A 15,041-nucleotide genomic window follows, 5' to 3' on the forward strand; every position below is an offset into this window, starting at 1 on the left:
GCATGAGCACGGTCGACGCCTCCGGCGCTATCCACGGGTCCGACGGCAGGTTCGCTGGCCACGTCAGCTCCGAGTCGGACGTGACCCTGGAGCAGCCCGTCGGGCCGCCAGCAGGGAGCCGCTACGTGACGGCGCAGCGTTCCGGGGAGACCGTGTACCTGACGGCCAAGCAGTACGGCGACAAGACGATGCTGTCCTGTTCGATCGAGCCGACGCCGGTCGCCCCAGGGGGCATTGACGACGTGCTGGGACGCGCCGCGGAAGACCCCACGCTGTCAGAGGTGGGCGTGACCGACCCGGAGCCAGATCAGCAGATGCTGCAGCGGGCGGCGTCCAGTGCCCGGCGGGCTTTCGACCTGGGCAATGCTGCTTGGGCGGTTCAGCGGCAGCAGCATGAGAAGTCTGCGATCGCCGCAGCACAGTATGTGCGGGCGTACTACCCGGACGCTGCCACGGTGACGTTCCGCGACAGCGACGAGTACGCCGACGACCGGTGGCATCCGCGGGAGGTGGTCGCCGCCGACGGCACAGTCTTGGAGGACGACCTGTGGGACACCGCCGCATACTCGGACATCGAAGGGGTGTCCGGCGGACTGGTCTACACCGAGGCGTCCATGTCGCCGCACTTCAAGGCCAGCGTCGGTTTCGGCGACGTGCGGCTGTTGACGATGAACATCGACGGAGTGCTCAGGCCGGACGGCTCGGAGTACAACCGCGACACTAGCGTGCGGCGGATCAGCCCGTTCGTCGGCGGATACCTGGCCGCCCACGGCGAGGAGGCCGACAAGCAAACGGCCGTCAAAGACATGCTCACCGACCTACATCACTGGGCGAAAGCCAGCGACGTCGACCTCGACGCGGCCATGGCCGGCGCTTCCTGGATGGCCGATGAGGAAGACGCCGAATGGGGCGAAACCACATGAGCACGGTCGTTACCGCCGGATTCCTGCGGCTCGCGACGCGTGTCCGCGCCCCGCACACCGAGCTGCGCTTGGCGCACGGGGCAACCCGACCTGGCCTGGAGGAGTCTGCATGAGCACGGTCGATGCGTCGGGTGCGGTCCACGGGTCCGACGGCAAGTTTGCGGGTCACGTTGCGGCAGAGTCTGATTCGTCTGTGATGCTGACATCGGCGGCAGAGGCGCAGCCGGATCACGACCAGTACGGGCCGTTGCGGGGCGACCTCGACCGCGTCATCGCTCAGCAGTTCGCTCACCTGTCGACAGCGCAGTTGCGCGCCAAGATTGAACAGATCAAGACCGCCAACAGTGACGACCCCACCTACGAGTTGAACCGCAGACTCGCGACCACTGGCCAGTCGTTCCGGTGGGTTCGAGAGGGTCGTCGAGAGAAGATCGAGATCTACACACAGGGGGAGCCGGGCAAGCCGTACTACGTGCCCGCTGGCCAGCCGGTTCCCACAGAACGCACTGAGGTGGTGCGCCGCTTCAATGAAGCCGCCAGCAAGGCTGCGCGCGGCGAGTCGTTCACCGATTCCGACGCCGCCGACGTCGCGAGGTATCACGCGACGTACGGTCTGCGCGACTTCGCCGACGGCAAGCCGGTCCTGTCAGCCGAGCTCAAACACGCCACTCGTTGGCTGCGCAACCACCGAGTCGAGCAGCCTGAACTCGATGCTTTCGACGCCTGGGTCGACTCTAAGAATCCACACCCTCAAGTACCTCAGACCTAAGAGAAGGGACAGTCACGCGATGACCACAGTTGACGCTTCGGGCGCGATCCACGCAAGCGATGGCAAGTTCACGGGACACATTGCAGGAGAGGCGGATTCGACGGTCAGCCTGTCGACCCCTGGTGGCGCGCAGCTCACCGACCGGCTTTCGCGTGCGGGTGAGGCGACCCTCGAAATGGAGTCGTATCTGCTTGCGATGAGGGAGCAGATCAACGAGGAGATGGCTCGTCTCGCGGGCCGCCACCTGGCCCTGGAACGCGCAGAGGTTTCCTCGGCCAGTGGGCAACCGGATGAGGCAACTCAGGCCGAGGTGACATACGAGTTCGACGGTGACGACTCGGTGGTTTGGATCGAACCAGAAGAGGATGGCGACCGAATCTCGCAACAGTTTTCGATGCCTGCAGACGAAGTAGGCGCGTTCCTGGATCGTTTTGCAGTGCCCGGCACGATGAACCACGACGCCGCCAGCGCACGCATTGACCTGGAGAAACTTCGGCGCGAGCTGGACACACCCGGCAGGCCGATCGACGTGGTGCACCGAGCCTCCAACGCGGGCACCGACATCGCCTCAAAGCGTGACCTGGAGAGCCTGCGGGACATGGTTCGGGCCGAGTGCCCCAGCGGCAGGTTCGTTGCTCTCCGCCGCCCGGACGGTTCCGACTACTGGCAGATCGACGCCGTGCTGGATTCTGACGGGGCTGACGTGGACTTCGACCCCTGCCGGATGATCGGAAACGAACATCCTGAGTCCCTGGTGCAAGGGGCTGCCGAAACCGGGTTCGCGACAGCCTGGACGCAGTTCGGTGGCCGGGACGCCAGCCTCGAACCGGACATGGCGGACACTTGGGACAGCCTGTACGAAGCGGTCATTGATCTGGATGACCTTTCACGTCGCTGACGGGAGTGCGCCGCCAACCAACAAGGCATGACCACGGTTGACATCACAGGCGCAATCCACGGTGCTGACGGGAAGTTCGCTGGGCACATTGCGGGGGAACCTGACGACGGACTGAGCTTGGAGCACCCGGTCGTTGCTGCCAGCCCGTACGCCGACCTCAAAGGCAAAGATCGGGTCGAGGCGATGAAGGCCGACCTGGAGAAGGCGGTCGGCGACCTGGTCGAGTCCGGGCAACTGGGTGCCTACCTGGACGCACGACGCGCCAACGGCATGTCTCGGTGGTCGACCAACAACCAGATGCTGGCGGCGTTGCAAGTCGCGCAACGCGAAGGGTTGACCGAGCCCGATCAGATCTTCACCCGGATGGGGACCATCGACGCGCGCGGGTTCCGCCAGTGGGAGAAGGCTGGACGCGAAGTCACCAAGGGTCAGAAGGCTCTCTACATCCTGGGGCCGAACAAGAAGTGGATCACCGAGGAGGATCCGGACCGCCCAGGCAAAACCCGCAAGAAGCAGATCACGGCGGGGTTCTCCGCGGTCGCGGTCTTCGAGGCCAGCCAGACCGAAGGCGAACCGATCGCCCAGCACCCTGCGAAGCCGTTCACCGGCGAGGTGGAGTCAGGCACCAGCAAGGCACTGCAGGACTTCGTTGCCTCGCGTGGGTTCAGCTACCACGAGGAGGAGATCGCCGGCTGCGACCCGGTCAACCTGACCGGCACCCTCGCGTACGTGAGCCCGACCAGCAAGAAGCTGGTCGTCGACTCGCGGTTGTCGGACACCCAGAAAGCGCAGGCGTTGGCGCACGAAGCAGGGCACATCGCGTGCGGACACTGTGACGGTGACGCACCGGACTACGCCTCGCACCGCGGGCAGATGGAGTCTGAGGCGGAGTCGTTCAGCTACATGGTGCTGCGGGAGCGAGGCATCGACGCCGCCCAACCGAACAGTTTCAGCCCGGGTTACGTTGCCGGCTGGTCCAAGGGTGACCCGAAGGCGGTCACGCAGGCCCTGGACAAGGCGGGTAAGGCGTTCAACGCGCTGCGTGACGAAGCGGGCTGGGAGTAGTCCGCAGCTAGGACTCGGCCCCGCCGAGGTCGATCAGGTTGATGTCCCGCGACGCCCAGTCCGGCGTCGTGTCCGGCCAGTGGTCGCGGGCGATGTCTCCCATGTCCTGGATCAGTCCAGCCGTCTCGCTCTCGAAATCGTCGTCGCGAACGGAGGAGTCGGTGTGCCAACTCGGGTCGGCTTTGTCGCCGTACACCTGGTTCCCATCGGCGTCGTACAGTCCGTCCAGCACCGGGCCATCAGCATCGTTGAAGTACGCCACGAACCGGGCACGCGGGCACTTGTCTCGCACGTCGGTTCTCATCCGGGAAAACGACAACGTCCGTCGCTGCTGGTTGGCCGCATCGGCAACCTGCCACACGCCATCGGGCTGTTCCAAAGCACCCTCGCGACGCAGCTTTGCGACGTCTAGCTCCCACTCCTCATCCCACACGTCCCCGTCGTCTGGGTCGACGGCGAACCGCTCGTAGAACCCGCTGAGTATGCGGCTGTTGGCCCAGACTTTCAGCACGGTTCGGCGGCCGACGGGCGACGTAGACCGCGCGTTCGCCGTCTTCTTCATCGTCGGTGATCGATACCGCTGCGGTGTCGACCCGGGTGAGGTTCAGGTCGATTATTTCCGCGGCCGCCCACTCAGCAGTCATTTCCCGCACGAACAGTTGCGCATCCAGGCGGTCCATCTGTTCTTGGATCGCATTGCGCGCAGCACCGACCTCGCTGGTGTAGGCCCGGTGAGCGGCCAAGGCTGCCTGGTCGCTCAGCGGAATCGCCTGCGGTGTAAACAGACTGGACGAAGTCAGGGATATGTCGGGCTCTAAACCTACGTGGCCGGTGAACCGTCCGTCACTGCCGTGAATCGCGCCCGACGCATCAACGGTAGTCATCCGAATCCTCCCTTGTTGCCTCGGGCGCCGCGCTGAGCTCGATGTGCGAGGTGTGATGACGGAGGCGATGCGGAGCGAGCCGGAGGAGTCCGGAAGCGTCGACGGTGCTCATCACAGATCCCCCTCGGCGTACATGTTCATCAAGTCGCAATCGGGGTCGTCGGCGACAGCTTCGACGTACAGGTTGCCATCTTGAGGGTCCAGTCGAACACCGTGGCGCGCCAGCAGGTCGGGGGCGAGCTCCGAGGCTGGAATGTAATGGCCCAACTCGTAGTAGCTGCACTGGCCATCGGCGTCGATCTGTTGGGGTCCATCGCTGCGGTCGCGGTGGGAAACGCCGTGTTCGTACCACTCGACGCTGTCGGCGCTGATCCACGCAGCCTTTCCGCCGCTGCGGTGGAACTTCCCGTCGGAGTCGGTGAACTCGTCGGCGTTGCTCGCCAAGTAGCGGGTGTGCGTACCGCCTTCTGCGGCGTTGGTGATGAACGGCATCAGGGCGCCGGTGCGTGGGTCGGTCTCCTGCCGGACGACAGCGCCGTCACGCATGATCCATGCGGTCGGTTGCCGGTCGAAGGTTTCCACCGGCAGCCCGATGTCGTAGTCATCGAACGCGTCCGGGTCGGCCGGCGTTGTCTGTCGCCACAGGTTGCCGTCGGTGTCGGTCCAGCGGACGTGCTCCTCACCTCGGACCGTGTCGATGTCGACGCGCCCGCCGGCCGCTTCGTGCGCGGCGTACAGCGACTGGACGCGCGCCTGAACGGTGGTGTGGACCCGTTCCAACACGGTCTTGATTTCGGCTTCGCGCGCATTGGGTGCCAGTGGCTCGGCCAGGGCAACCGACGAGGCTGGTTCGCTGGCGATGTGCCCCGCGAACTTGCCGTCGCTGCCGTGAATCGCACCCGACGCATCAACCGTGCTCATGCTGACTCCTCTCGGCCCGGTCGGGTTGCCTCGTGCGCCGAGCGAAGCTCGATGCGCGAGGTGTGATGACGAAGGAGTCCTGAGTCGTCAACAGTGGTCATGCCCTATTGGTTGGCGGCGGAGCTCAGTTGCCGAGACTGGCGAACTGGACGGTTGTGTTGACCGTGACAGGGATCGTGACTGTGCCTGGGATGACCGGTGTGAGCGTGAAGGTTTGCGGCGTGGGCACGGCGCTGCTGGTGGTCCCAGGGGTGGGCGTCGCCGTGCTGGTCGGCGCTTCCGGAGTCGTGGAAGTGGCAGCACTGGTCGAGGGCGTCGGGGCGCTGGTCGGCGCCGCAGGTGTGACTGTGATCGTTGGAGAGGCGGTCCGGGGGTCAGTCGTGGTTCCGGTGTAGGTGACTTGCATCGACAGGGCGAGCGAAGCGTGCCGCGCCGGAGCAGCGAATACCAGCGTTGTCTGTTGACCGGTGACGGTCGCCGACCATGCTTTCGTGCCGCCCAGTCCGGCAGCGGTCACCTTCGGGGTGAGCTTGTACACCGCTGGATCGACGCCACTGAGCCGGTACGTTGCCGTGGTGGTTGGCAAGATGGTGACAACCGTCACCCACACGGTTCCCGTTGGGGCCCAGCCGCTTTCCGGGTTATAAGCGGACCGCGTGACCGACACGATGCCGCACGTCGCGTTGATCTGGACCCCGGTGCTGGAGTCGAACCCGGACTTGATGGGCGGGCAACTGCCTGTGCCGACATTCGACAGGTTGTCGTAAAGGCCAGCCGCAACACCTGTAGTCAGCAGCCGGCCGGTGAACGGATCGTATTTCTGGACCAGGCCCGCGTACGTCACTTGCACGACAGCACTGGAGACGGCGCTGGCCGGGATCGCTACTACCGCTTTGCCGCCGCCGTTGAGGTTGCCCGCCAACGATATTGCGCGGCCACCGGCCAGCAAGGCGATCTTTGTGCGGGATGCGCTGGACGAGGCTGGTGCGTCGACGCCGGCGGTCGGTGCAGGCGCGGTGAACGTCCACCCGATAGGTAGCAGCGTGAAGTCCGACTGGCTGGGTGCGGCGCGCGTGGTCGAGGGGGTGCTCGTCGCGTCAGCCGCCGTGTACGTCCCGTTGGAGACGAAGTACGCCTTGGTGTCGCCTGTCAGGTAACTCGAAACGTTGCTGCGGTCGGCATAGAACGACCAGGACCCGTCCGGCGTGGACAGCTTCCCACCCGCGCCAGCGTCCGCAAAAGATCCCTGGTAGGGCTCAGAAGACCACGCAGCCACCTGGATGGAGCCGTGCACGTTGGCGCCCGAAGTTTGGGTGACCGTCGCGGTGACGGTGCGCGTGGCGTCTGGTGCGCCGGAGCATCCAGCAACCAACGTTGCCGAAGCAATCAGAACCGCGGTGGTGGTCAGGAGGCGACTGCGCATGTTGGTACGGTGCGACGTCCGTCCGCTGGCGCAGCCGTCCGTCGACAAGTTTCGCCCGCCCGCGTTGCGCGCGAACAGACGAAACCGACTGCGACGTCCGTCCGCCCTGCAGCGGTCAGCCGGCGTTGCGTAACAGCGCCGCTTCGGCTGCCGCTCGGCTCGAACCCCGCCAACGGGCATGTTTCCAACGGTCTGCGCGGTGAGTGTGCGCGTCCAAGAGGCTGAGCGTGTCCGCAACCCACAAACGGCCAGAGCCAGTGATCGGGCTGGTCGGTGCCTGCTCGAAGCCCACCGGTCGGCCGTCGCGCTCAACAATGACGACGCCTGGAGCGTTCACCTGGACACGCCCCTGCGCGAAAAGACCGATCGAACCTTGGACGCCAGCCAACACGTACCAATGAACGCGCCGGCCACGGCAAATGCTAGGAGGAAGGTTGCTCCGTTCGGGGCACCACTAGCGGGAAGCATCGCACTGTTCATGTCGCTACGGTGCGACGGGTGTGGACGCCGAGCTACCGTTCAACGCCTCGCCAGTACCTGCGTAGCCACCAAGCGGAAGCGAGGGTGCCCCGTCCTTTAGGGCGGGGGTGAATCGCGTCCGTGACGCGGACACTTCGGATCATCCGTCGCACCGTGTGGGGTATGAGGGTGATGTTGTCGGTGCCTGGTGATGTGGTGGAGTCGTGAAGGTTCGTTACACCTACCGGTTGCGCCCGGGCGCTCAGGCCCGCGCGTACTTGGGGCGGGAGTGGGATGCGTGCCGGTTCGTGTGGAACCAGTTGGTCGAGGCGTCGCAGACCCGGTTCCGGCAGGCTCGTGCGACCGGGGATCTGGCGGCGACGTTCGGTTACAAGGATCAGGCGGCGCTTGTGACGCAGTTGCGGCACAACGTTTCTGGTCCCGGCGTCGATGCCGAGGGGGCCAACTGGTTGGCGCTGTCGGCGCAGGATCCGCAGCAGCAGACCTGCCGCGCGTTCGCGAAATCGCGCACGAAGGCGTTGCTGGACCGTAAGAACAAGGTCCGGGTCACGAGGCGGGCTGGGTTGCCTCGGTTCAAGTCCCGGCACCACTCGTTGGCGACGTTGTCGTATGCCGGGCACAACTTCGGGCTTACCACTCACCCGGCCACCGGGCGGGATGCCCTGCGGCTACCGGGTGGGGTGTTGATCCCGGTGGTGTGGTTACGGCCGTTGCCGGGCAAGCCGAGTTCGGTGACGGTGTTCCAGGACGCGGTCGGGCACTGGTACGCCTCGTTCGTGGTGCAGGCACCGGATGAGACGTTGCCGGCGGTGGGTGATGGTCGGGTGGTCGGAATCGACTGGGGCATCAAGCAACTGGCGACCACGGTCACCGCGCATGTTGATGACGCCGGTGTGGTCACGCAGGTGGACGAGTCCGGCACCTTCGACTTGCTGTACCCAGGGCACGGCAAAACAGCCGCGCAGAAGCTGGCGCGGTATCAGCGGATGATGGCCCGACGCTCCTACCAAGCGCACGGCAACCCCAGGGGCACCCCGCCAACCAAGGGTTACCGGCGGGCCAAGAAGTTGACGGCCAAGGCGCACCAGAAGATCGCGAACCAGCGCAGCGACACCGCCCACAAATGGGCTAAAGCCCTAGTGGCTCAGCATGATCGGGTCGCGGTCGAAGACTTCCGACCCAAGTTCATGTCCAAGAACCGGTCCCTGGCGCGCAAGGCCGCGGACGCCGCGTGCGGGGCGACCAAAGCGGCCATGGTCTGGCAAGCGGCCAAAGCCGGCCGTGATCTGAAACTGGTGAACCCGGCGTTCACCACGATGGATTGTTTCCACTGTGGCGCGAGAGCCAAGCACCGCATCCCCCTGGACCAGCGCACCTACACCTGCACTTCGTGCGGTGTCGCCAGCGACCGGGACAAGAACGCTGCAGCCGTCGTGGTTGCCCGCGCCTTCGGGCGGGGCAGCACGACCCACGGTTCACCCGTGGACAAGGCTGCCGGGGCTGGTCAACGCCCCGCAGGTGTTGAGGGCGTAAGACCGGAACCCGCCGCAGCGCGGGCACCGGCAGCCTGAGTCTGGAATCCCCGCCCTTTAGGGCGGGGAGGTGTCAAACCAGAAAACTGATGTACGCCAAGGTGATTCGGTGCGGCTGAAGGTCGATGTAAATAGCGAGGCAGGTCATGGCGATGTTGACGCCTAGGAGGATCACGGACAGTAACGACGGGGTGTCCGCGGCCAGCCATGGTGCGAATACAAGGGCGGCCAACAGGACGTCGAGGGCGACGTAGAACCAGATTCGTCGCCGCACCCTTGCATTCGGCGAAGGGGTGTACGTGGACTTCATCGCGCGGCCGGTCGCAACGCTGAGCCGGCCCAGGCTTCCACGCCTGCGCGTAGAGCATCGGCGGCGGCGGCGTTCGAGGGATCGGCGTGGATGGCTAGTGCTGCGGCACCGGCCACTGAGAAGTTGATCGCCTGCTCGATTTTGGCGCGTTCGATGTCGGCGAGCGGGTCGCCGGGCAGGAACAGGCGAACGGTGGCGACACCGCCGGGGAACCGGACCTGGCGACGTGGCGCAATACCGCGCTGGCAGTCGAACCGGGCACCGTTGTTCAGGATCACCTGGCCGCCGACGCTGGACAGGATGTGCCGCGTCAGCAGCACTGGATGCCCGTCGCGTGCGAACACCGACACGACGGCGGTGGTGGGGGTGGCCCAATCGGGCGCCGGGTGCAAGTCGATGACCTCAGCCATGGCGCACCACTGGCATCGACTCAACTGGTGAGTGGGTGTTCACGTCGCTGACGGTGCGACGTCGTGTGCGGTGTTGCCGACGTCGACGAGTCTCGGTGAGCGCGACCAGACCAAGGGTTACGAGGACGATCAGGGTCGTTGGTGCTGCGACGTATACGGCCACCGTTCGCCAAAACCCAGCGTCCAAGACGACAGCGGCGAGGGCGGCCAGATCGGCTGCCGCCGCGACGAACACGCCGAGGATGAGGACAAATCCGGTGCGGCTGTTCGGCGGGCAATCTCTCGGCCACGCCAGCGGTTCGAGTTCCACGCATGCACGGTGCGACGCCTGCGCCAGTCGGCGCGCAGAACGGGTCTCCGGGTTGCTGCTTCGACGTGGGGACTCCGGCGCGACCTCGAACTTGCGCTGCCCGTGATCCGCCGGAGTTGCCCTCACGGTGCGACGAAGGGATTCGGCCTTCTGATCGTCGCACCGTTCGTACGACGGCAACGCGACCCTGCGCGGCCGCGGCAAACAACGACCGGGCGTGCCATCGGCACGTCCGCCATGAGGAGCACGAATGAACATCGTCAAGAAGACTGTGACTAGCGCTGCTGTCGCAGTAGCAGCCCTGTCCGTCGCCCAGGTCGCACCGGCGAACGCCGGGACCAGCATTCGCGGCTGGGTAGCAGGTGATCGGTCGGCAAATGTCCGGTCGGCGCCGTCCACCACAGCCCGTGTCGTCGGTCATCGCGGATCGCACTCGTTCGTCAGCGGCACTCTGGTCAACGGCAGTTGGATCAAGGTCCCCGGCGGGTACATCAACAGGGGTGTGATCGAGTCGCAGTCGACCCGTTTCCGAACTGTCAACGGCCGGTTGTCGACGTCAACCCTGTGCCCGGTGAACAAGCAGTTCAACAGCCCGGGCAGCGTTGGTTACGGCTACACCAAGAACACCCAGCGATACCTGAACTGCTACGCCAACCAGCAACTGAACTCGCTCGAAGCGGCATACAAGAAGCAGTTCGGTCACTATGCCCTGATCGACCTGACCTACCGTCCGGTCGCCGAGAAGCGGTACTGGTTCCGCGTGTTCGGTGCCCCGCGTGCAGCCGTGCCGGGCACGTCCAATCATGGAATGGCAGTGGCGATTGACTTCCGCGAGACCGACTGTCGCGGTGAGGAGTTCGGCTGGGGAGGCGCCGGCAACCGCTGGTTGCGCATCAACGGCGGACGCTACGGGTTCGTCAATCCGTTCCGGTACGGCACCGCCGGCGAGTCCTACCATTTCAACTTCGTGGGCTGAGCCTGGGGAAGGAGCCAGCGCTCATCCCCATCCCCAGCAGTCCCGGTGGGCGTCGATCAGCCAACGATCGACTGACGCGATGTCGGGGCGTTCCGGTACGGCGCAGCGCCCGGAGTTCAGTACCTTCCGGGTGGCGTCGGCGTAGGCGTCGAAGCGCGACAGGACCCCGGACAGTGCCACCTGCCCGGCCCGCACGGCGCGGACCAGGTCGCGGTCGCCGGCATACATCGGCAACTGCAGGTCGCCGGTGGTGGCGACCTCGTGGGCTTGGATCCCCAACCGCAGAATGTGTCCGGCGTATTTGGTGTCGTAGCCGTGCATCTCGATCAGCTCGCGGCGCTTCGGCATTCGAGACTGACGGGTGCCGCGCCCCAGTAGAAGCTGCTTCTGGCTTTCGGCGTACCCGAGGCACCGGTGGACGGTGCGCACCGACAGGAACGCGTGCCGCATCTGGCGCAGTTGCCGGCCGAGATCGGTGACTTCGAGCACCATGTCGGGTGCGGCGAACAGGGGGTCCAACAGGTGCGGATTGCCCTGGCTGGCCAGTTGGACGAAGTGCCGCAACCGATACGTGGTGGTCTCGGTGTCGCCGGCCCGTGACCGCTCGCCGTGACCGGCGTCCCGCTGCACGGTGGCTTTGGTGCGGCTGCCCAGGCCGATTAGGTGCTGGGGTGAGTCCACGGTAATCGCGATGATGTCGGTGTCGGACTGATCGGTCGCGACGCCGTAAGCCTGCGACCCGACGATCACCCGCAGCACAGCGGGATTCGGGCTCACGGCAGATCTCCGGCGTCCGTGACGGCAGCGGCGAGCCCTTGCGAGAGCAGGTTGTTGGTTCCGGTCGACTGGTCGCTACTGACCGGACCTGGCACCGCGAAGATCGGTCGGCCGATTTCGCGGGCCTGGCGGGCAGCGTTCAGGGATCCGGACCGGTGGCTTGCTTCGACCACCAGCATCGAGCCGGACAGGGCGCCGATGATCCGGTTGCGATCCAGGAACGACTGGCGGGCCGGCGCAGCGCCGGGGGCGTACTCGGAGATGACCAGACCGTCGGTGGCGATGCGTTCGATCAGCGGGGCATAGGCCACCGGGTAGGGCCGGTCCACGCCGGATGGCAGAACTGCGACCGTGACGCCGCCCGCGTCGATGGCTCCACGGTGCGCCGCGGCGTCGATGCCGTACGCGGCGCCGGAGACAACCCGGCGGCCCGCCCGGGCCAGGTCGAAGGCGAAACGGTGCGCGGTTTCCCTACCGCCGGCCGTGCAGGCGCGGGAGCCGACGACCGCTACCGCGTCGACGAAGCCGCTCATGGGCAGGTCGGTGCGGCCACGAACCCACAGGCCGATCGGCGGGACGGGTAGGTCGGCCAGTTGGAGCAGCCGGTCGCCAGGGATGAAGCGAGCACCGACGGCATCCGCGGCGTCGAGCACGGCGTCCACGTCGACCCGTGACAGCCGCTGAGCGAGCGGGCCCGGTTTCAAGGACGCCTCGCGCACCACCTCGGCGGCGAAACTGTTGCGCAACCGCTGCACCAGCGCAGCGTTCGGGCCGCCCGCAGCAACCGACAGGGCCACCAGTGCCCGGATGCTGTCGTGCTTGCCGTCCAAGATGCCGGCAGCCGAGTAGGAGATGTCGGTGAGGGTTGTCATGCCGTCACGGTGCGACGGTAGATCTGTCTAGTCGTCGAGCTCGACCCCGCATCGTTGGCATCTGACACTGCGCACAGCAGCCCTGGTGCCGTCCGAGCGGACAATAGTCAAAGTCCCGAGCACGAATCGGTGCCCCTGCGCGCGGCAGAAGCGTCCGTGCCAACCCGGCGGGGGAGAGGCAGTTTCGCGTGGTTCTGCCTGCAAGATGCCGAACCAGCCCGCGAGCCCTGCGTTGGCCAGCACCAGCGGCGCAACGAACCATGCCCACGGGTTGACCGGCCAGCCGGTCCCTGGGTCGATGCAGGTAGCGGCCAATGCGGTGACGAACAGCGACAGGCAGGCCACCACGACGGACGCGGCGGCAAGTACGCGCTTCTCGTGCTGGTCCATTAGCCCGCTGGGATTAGCCGGGGAACGCCACGGTGACGGGGCGCCAACTGGTAGTGCTTGCCGGCGATCACCAAGTGATCGGCCTGCAGGTCGAGAGGGATCGAGGGCAACGTGCGCCCGGACACCTGGTAGACGAACGGACTACCAGAGTCTCGGATCCCGAACTTGTAGTACGCGGCTCCGTCAGAGGTGGAAACAGCGACCCCGGTGTGTCGGGGAGTTACGGCGATAACTCTCATGCCTCCACGGTGCGACGCAGAGGCGCTGCGCTTGTTCCGTCACCAGCCTTCGCACCGCGAGTACGCTTACGTCACGAAACCGCCTGCGACGCAGCAGTGTCGCCTACTCGCGCAGCCCGAGAAACGCGGCGGCTTCTTCGACCAGATCCCACTGCGCCCGGACGCCGTTGTTGATATCGGGGTGAGTGTTGCGCCGCGCCGCCCGGTGCAGCTTGATCAGTTCAGCGCCGGAGGGAGTCTGGGTGACGGCCGTGCCGGAGGCGTTGACCAGAACCTGGATTGCGGTGGGACGGTCCATCACCGAGGCGCCTCTGGCCTCGATCTGCTTGAACCCGGCGTACTGCTCGCCGGATCCGGTCACGCCGTAGCGGTCCACGGCGCGCAGGGCTTCGAGGGTCTTGGCGATCGCTCGAACGTTCTGCTGCCAGTCTTTTGGACCCGAGTAGTACGGGTTGAACAGACGGTCTGCGCGGAAGGCAAGGGGACCGCTCTTGGTCTCGACGTACAAGGCGACCGCGCCGGATCGGAACGTTGCGCGGGCCCGCAGATCACCGTCCAACCGGAAGTCCGCCGGGTCGATGTCGACCTCGATGATAGGGCGGCCAGCTCCCCGCTTGGCGATGTGGGAGATCTCCGTTTTCAGCAGGGCCTTGGTGTCGGTCCACGTCGCCCGAAACTGGCTGGGGCGTTTGCCGTGTTGACCGATCCACGTCCGGTCGGTCATGGGTTTCAGGTCGAAGAAGCCGGCCACGGTTACCCTTCCTTAGCGAAGTGATCGGTGAGTTCCGTCGGCAGCATGATGACGGGCGGGACGTGCTTATCGGCGGCCTCGGCGGCGTTGCGCAGTGCCCGTGGCACGGTCGTCAGTGCCAAGTCGGTGACGCGGGGGTCGGGAATGTCGACCGCGACCTCGGTCCGGATCGGGTTGTCGCCTGGTTGGAGGCGCACGGTGACCGTCGCGACGACGAGTACGTCGGTGGTTTCCGGCTCGGTGGTGTCGGAGGGCATGGTGTCTACGTCCTGTTCTCTGGGTGGCGTCAGCAGGTGGCGAACGCGCGGATGAGAGCCGCTTTGTCGGCGGCCGGTACTGGGAGTTGGTACTTGACTAGGACCGCGGTGAACTTCGTGGCATAGGTGCAAGCGAACGCCTTGTTGGCGGGCATCCACTGCGAGGGGCCGGAGTCGCCTTTGGCTTCATTGGCTGGGCCGTCGACGGCCAACAGCACCGTGGCGGTGTCGTTGGCGTAGGCATTGCGCTGAGCCTGGGTCCAGGTGTTGGCGCCCAGCCGCCACACGTACGCCAGCGGCGCGATGTGGTCGATCTGCACCGCGGAGGCGTCGGCTTTGGCGAAATGGATCGTCTTGCCCGTGTACGGGTCGTTCAATGCGCCTGCGACCACAATGCACCGGCTGCCGGACTTGAGCTTGACGTCCGACATCTGTTCGCGCAGCACGTCGTCACGGGTGCCACACCCGTTGTGCCCGTCCGGGGCGCTGGTGTTGTCGCTCCAGGCCGCGCCGAAGCTGCACGCCTGACCGGCTCCGCATCCACGCTGGTAGCCGGGAGTGTTCGGTTCGCTGGAGAGAGTCTTCAACGCGTTCAGCTTCGCCAGCATCGCCTTGGCGTCGGGCGTAGTCGCTGACGGGACCGACGAGGCGGTCGGGGTGGCGATGACGCTGCCAACGTGCGACTTCAACGCGTTGATGGCCCCGAGCGCCAGGATGGTGACCAGGACGATGGAAGCTACGTCCCAGTTGCCGGAGTTGCGGCGGTTTCTACTCATACGGTCACGGTGCGACGTCTGCCCGGTGACGCCAGCACCCGTCCGGCTGGCAGCGTTCAGGCCGGACGCAGTGGTGTC

19 protein-coding genes are annotated in these 15,041 nt (G+C 65.9%); 6 read left to right on the plus strand and 13 right to left on the minus strand.

The features are described 5' to 3' along the window. The first annotated feature begins 2 nt into the window (after positions 1–2). The 4 genes from AZH51_RS08445 (at position 3) to AZH51_RS08460 (ending at position 3,655) form a co-directional block, all read left to right on the plus strand. Positions 3–923 (plus strand): hypothetical protein, encoded by a 921-nt coding sequence (locus AZH51_RS08445; RefSeq protein ID WP_109685091.1) that lies wholly within the window; start codon positions 3–5, stop codon positions 921–923. A 109-nt stretch (positions 924–1,032) separates the two neighbouring features. Then, positions 1,033–1,692, plus strand: coding sequence for a hypothetical protein (locus tag AZH51_RS08450; protein WP_109685089.1), 660 nt, complete (start codon positions 1,033–1,035; stop codon positions 1,690–1,692). 19 nt (positions 1,693–1,711) lie between these two features. Then, the gene (locus tag AZH51_RS08455) at positions 1,712–2,590 is read left to right on the plus strand and encodes a hypothetical protein (RefSeq protein ID WP_291523223.1); all 879 of its coding nucleotides are present in this window, start codon (positions 1,712–1,714) and stop codon (positions 2,588–2,590) included. A 27-nt stretch (positions 2,591–2,617) separates the two neighbouring features. Continuing rightward, positions 2,618–3,655, plus strand: coding sequence for an ImmA/IrrE family metallo-endopeptidase (locus AZH51_RS08460; protein WP_291523225.1), 1,038 nt, complete (start codon positions 2,618–2,620; stop codon positions 3,653–3,655). A gap of 7 nt (positions 3,656–3,662) precedes the next feature. Here the strand turns inward: AZH51_RS08460 and AZH51_RS08465 are convergent, their stop codons facing one another. From AZH51_RS08465 to AZH51_RS08480, 4 genes are all read right to left on the minus strand, one after another. Next, positions 3,663–4,034, minus strand: a complete 372-nt coding sequence (locus AZH51_RS08465) for a hypothetical protein (protein WP_291523227.1) — start codon at positions 4,032–4,034, stop codon at positions 3,663–3,665. 43 nt (positions 4,035–4,077) lie between these two features. Then, positions 4,078–4,539 carry a hypothetical protein gene (locus tag AZH51_RS08470; protein ID WP_146202527.1) on the minus strand — a complete coding sequence of 154 codons (462 nt, stop codon included), beginning with the start codon at positions 4,537–4,539 and terminating at the stop codon, positions 4,078–4,080. A gap of 111 nt (positions 4,540–4,650) precedes the next feature. After that, entirely contained in the window at positions 4,651–5,460 is an 810-nt protein-coding gene (locus AZH51_RS08475) for a hypothetical protein (protein WP_109685081.1), read from the minus strand. Between the two features lie 124 nt (positions 5,461–5,584). Then, positions 5,585–6,883 carry a hypothetical protein gene (locus tag AZH51_RS08480; protein WP_109685079.1) on the minus strand — a complete coding sequence of 433 codons (1,299 nt, stop codon included), beginning with the start codon at positions 6,881–6,883 and terminating at the stop codon, positions 5,585–5,587. 683 nt (positions 6,884–7,566) lie between these two features. On the opposite strand from AZH51_RS08480, the gene AZH51_RS08485 reads away from it, so the two are divergent. Continuing rightward, positions 7,567–8,934, plus strand: a complete 1,368-nt coding sequence (locus AZH51_RS08485; protein WP_291523229.1) for a transposase — start codon at positions 7,567–7,569, stop codon at positions 8,932–8,934. Positions 8,935–8,968: 34 nt separating this feature from the next. On the opposite strand, the gene AZH51_RS08490 is transcribed toward AZH51_RS08485, so the two are convergent. The 3 genes from AZH51_RS08490 to AZH51_RS08500 are packed head-to-tail and all read right to left on the minus strand — an operon-like array spanning position 8,969 to position 9,925. Beyond that, on the minus strand, positions 8,969–9,169 hold the full coding sequence (locus tag AZH51_RS08490) for a hypothetical protein (protein ID WP_109685075.1): 201 nt from the start codon (positions 9,167–9,169) through the stop codon (positions 8,969–8,971). 32 nt (positions 9,170–9,201) lie between these two features. Beyond that, positions 9,202–9,615, minus strand: a complete 414-nt coding sequence (locus AZH51_RS08495) for a hypothetical protein (protein ID WP_109685073.1) — start codon at positions 9,613–9,615, stop codon at positions 9,202–9,204. After that, positions 9,608–9,925 carry a hypothetical protein gene (locus tag AZH51_RS08500; RefSeq protein WP_109685071.1) on the minus strand — a complete coding sequence of 106 codons (318 nt, stop codon included), beginning with the start codon at positions 9,923–9,925 and terminating at the stop codon, positions 9,608–9,610. The genes AZH51_RS08495 and AZH51_RS08500 overlap by 8 nt, the downstream gene beginning before the upstream one ends. Before the next feature lie 250 nt (positions 9,926–10,175). On the opposite strand from AZH51_RS08500, the gene AZH51_RS08505 reads away from it, so the two are divergent. Further along, complete coding sequence (locus tag AZH51_RS08505; protein WP_291523232.1) at positions 10,176–10,901, plus strand: M15 family metallopeptidase; 726 nt, start codon at positions 10,176–10,178, stop codon at positions 10,899–10,901. 21 nt (positions 10,902–10,922) lie between these two features. Here AZH51_RS08505 and AZH51_RS08510 read toward each other — a convergent pair whose 3' ends face one another. The 6 genes from AZH51_RS08510 to AZH51_RS08535 form a co-directional block, all read right to left on the minus strand. After that, positions 10,923–11,678, minus strand: a complete 756-nt coding sequence (locus AZH51_RS08510) for a nucleotidyltransferase domain-containing protein (RefSeq protein ID WP_109685067.1) — start codon at positions 11,676–11,678, stop codon at positions 10,923–10,925. Beyond that, entirely contained in the window at positions 11,675–12,550 is an 876-nt protein-coding gene (dprA, locus tag AZH51_RS08515) for a DNA-processing protein DprA (RefSeq protein ID WP_109685065.1), read from the minus strand. The genes AZH51_RS08510 and dprA overlap by 4 nt, the downstream gene beginning before the upstream one ends. Before the next feature lie 389 nt (positions 12,551–12,939). Continuing rightward, positions 12,940–13,179 carry a hypothetical protein gene (locus AZH51_RS08520; RefSeq protein ID WP_109685061.1) on the minus strand — a complete coding sequence of 80 codons (240 nt, stop codon included), beginning with the start codon at positions 13,177–13,179 and terminating at the stop codon, positions 12,940–12,942. A gap of 103 nt (positions 13,180–13,282) precedes the next feature. Further along, positions 13,283–13,930 carry a hypothetical protein gene (locus AZH51_RS08525; protein WP_291523237.1) on the minus strand — a complete coding sequence of 216 codons (648 nt, stop codon included), beginning with the start codon at positions 13,928–13,930 and terminating at the stop codon, positions 13,283–13,285. Between the two features lie 2 nt (positions 13,931–13,932). Continuing rightward, on the minus strand, positions 13,933–14,187 hold the full coding sequence (locus AZH51_RS08530) for a hypothetical protein (RefSeq protein ID WP_291523239.1): 255 nt from the start codon (positions 14,185–14,187) through the stop codon (positions 13,933–13,935). A gap of 29 nt (positions 14,188–14,216) precedes the next feature. Continuing rightward, positions 14,217–14,963, minus strand: coding sequence for an HNH endonuclease family protein (locus tag AZH51_RS08535; protein WP_291523241.1), 747 nt, complete (start codon positions 14,961–14,963; stop codon positions 14,217–14,219). Positions 14,964–15,041 lie beyond the last annotated feature (78 nt).

The organism is Branchiibius sp. NY16-3462-2 (assembly GCF_001594145.1).
Lineage (GTDB): Bacteria > Actinomycetota > Actinomycetes > Actinomycetales > Dermatophilaceae > Branchiibius.

Excerpts from the sequence above, each read along its gene's own strand:
- AZH51_RS08445 (WP_109685091.1), top strand. The coding sequence starts at position 3 with ATGAGCACGGTCGACGCCTCCGGCGCTATCCACGGGTCCGACGGCAGG.
- AZH51_RS08450 (WP_109685089.1), top strand. The coding sequence starts at position 1,033 with ATGAGCACGGTCGATGCGTCGGGTGCGGTCCACGGGTCCGACGGCAAG.
- AZH51_RS08455 (WP_291523223.1), top strand. The coding sequence starts at position 1,712 with ATGACCACAGTTGACGCTTCGGGCGCGATCCACGCAAGCGATGGCAAG.
- AZH51_RS08460 (WP_291523225.1), top strand. The coding sequence starts at position 2,618 with ATGACCACGGTTGACATCACAGGCGCAATCCACGGTGCTGACGGGAAG.
- AZH51_RS08470 (WP_146202527.1), bottom strand. The coding sequence starts at position 4,539 with ATGACTACCGTTGATGCGTCGGGCGCGATTCACGGCAGTGACGGACGG.
- AZH51_RS08475 (WP_109685081.1), bottom strand. The coding sequence starts at position 5,460 with ATGAGCACGGTTGATGCGTCGGGTGCGATTCACGGCAGCGACGGCAAG.
- AZH51_RS08480 (WP_109685079.1), bottom strand. The coding sequence starts at position 6,883 with ATGCGCAGTCGCCTCCTGACCACCACCGCGGTTCTGATTGCTTCGGCA.
- AZH51_RS08495 (WP_109685073.1), bottom strand. The coding sequence starts at position 9,615 with ATGGCTGAGGTCATCGACTTGCACCCGGCGCCCGATTGGGCCACCCCC.
- AZH51_RS08505 (WP_291523232.1), top strand. The coding sequence starts at position 10,176 with ATGAACATCGTCAAGAAGACTGTGACTAGCGCTGCTGTCGCAGTAGCA.
- dprA (WP_109685065.1), bottom strand. The coding sequence starts at position 12,550 with ATGACAACCCTCACCGACATCTCCTACTCGGCTGCCGGCATCTTGGAC.
- AZH51_RS08520 (WP_109685061.1), bottom strand. The coding sequence starts at position 13,179 with ATGAGAGTTATCGCCGTAACTCCCCGACACACCGGGGTCGCTGTTTCC.
- AZH51_RS08530 (WP_291523239.1), bottom strand. The coding sequence starts at position 14,187 with ATGCCCTCCGACACCACCGAGCCGGAAACCACCGACGTACTCGTCGTC.
- AZH51_RS08535 (WP_291523241.1), bottom strand. The coding sequence starts at position 14,963 with ATGAGTAGAAACCGCCGCAACTCCGGCAACTGGGACGTAGCTTCCATC.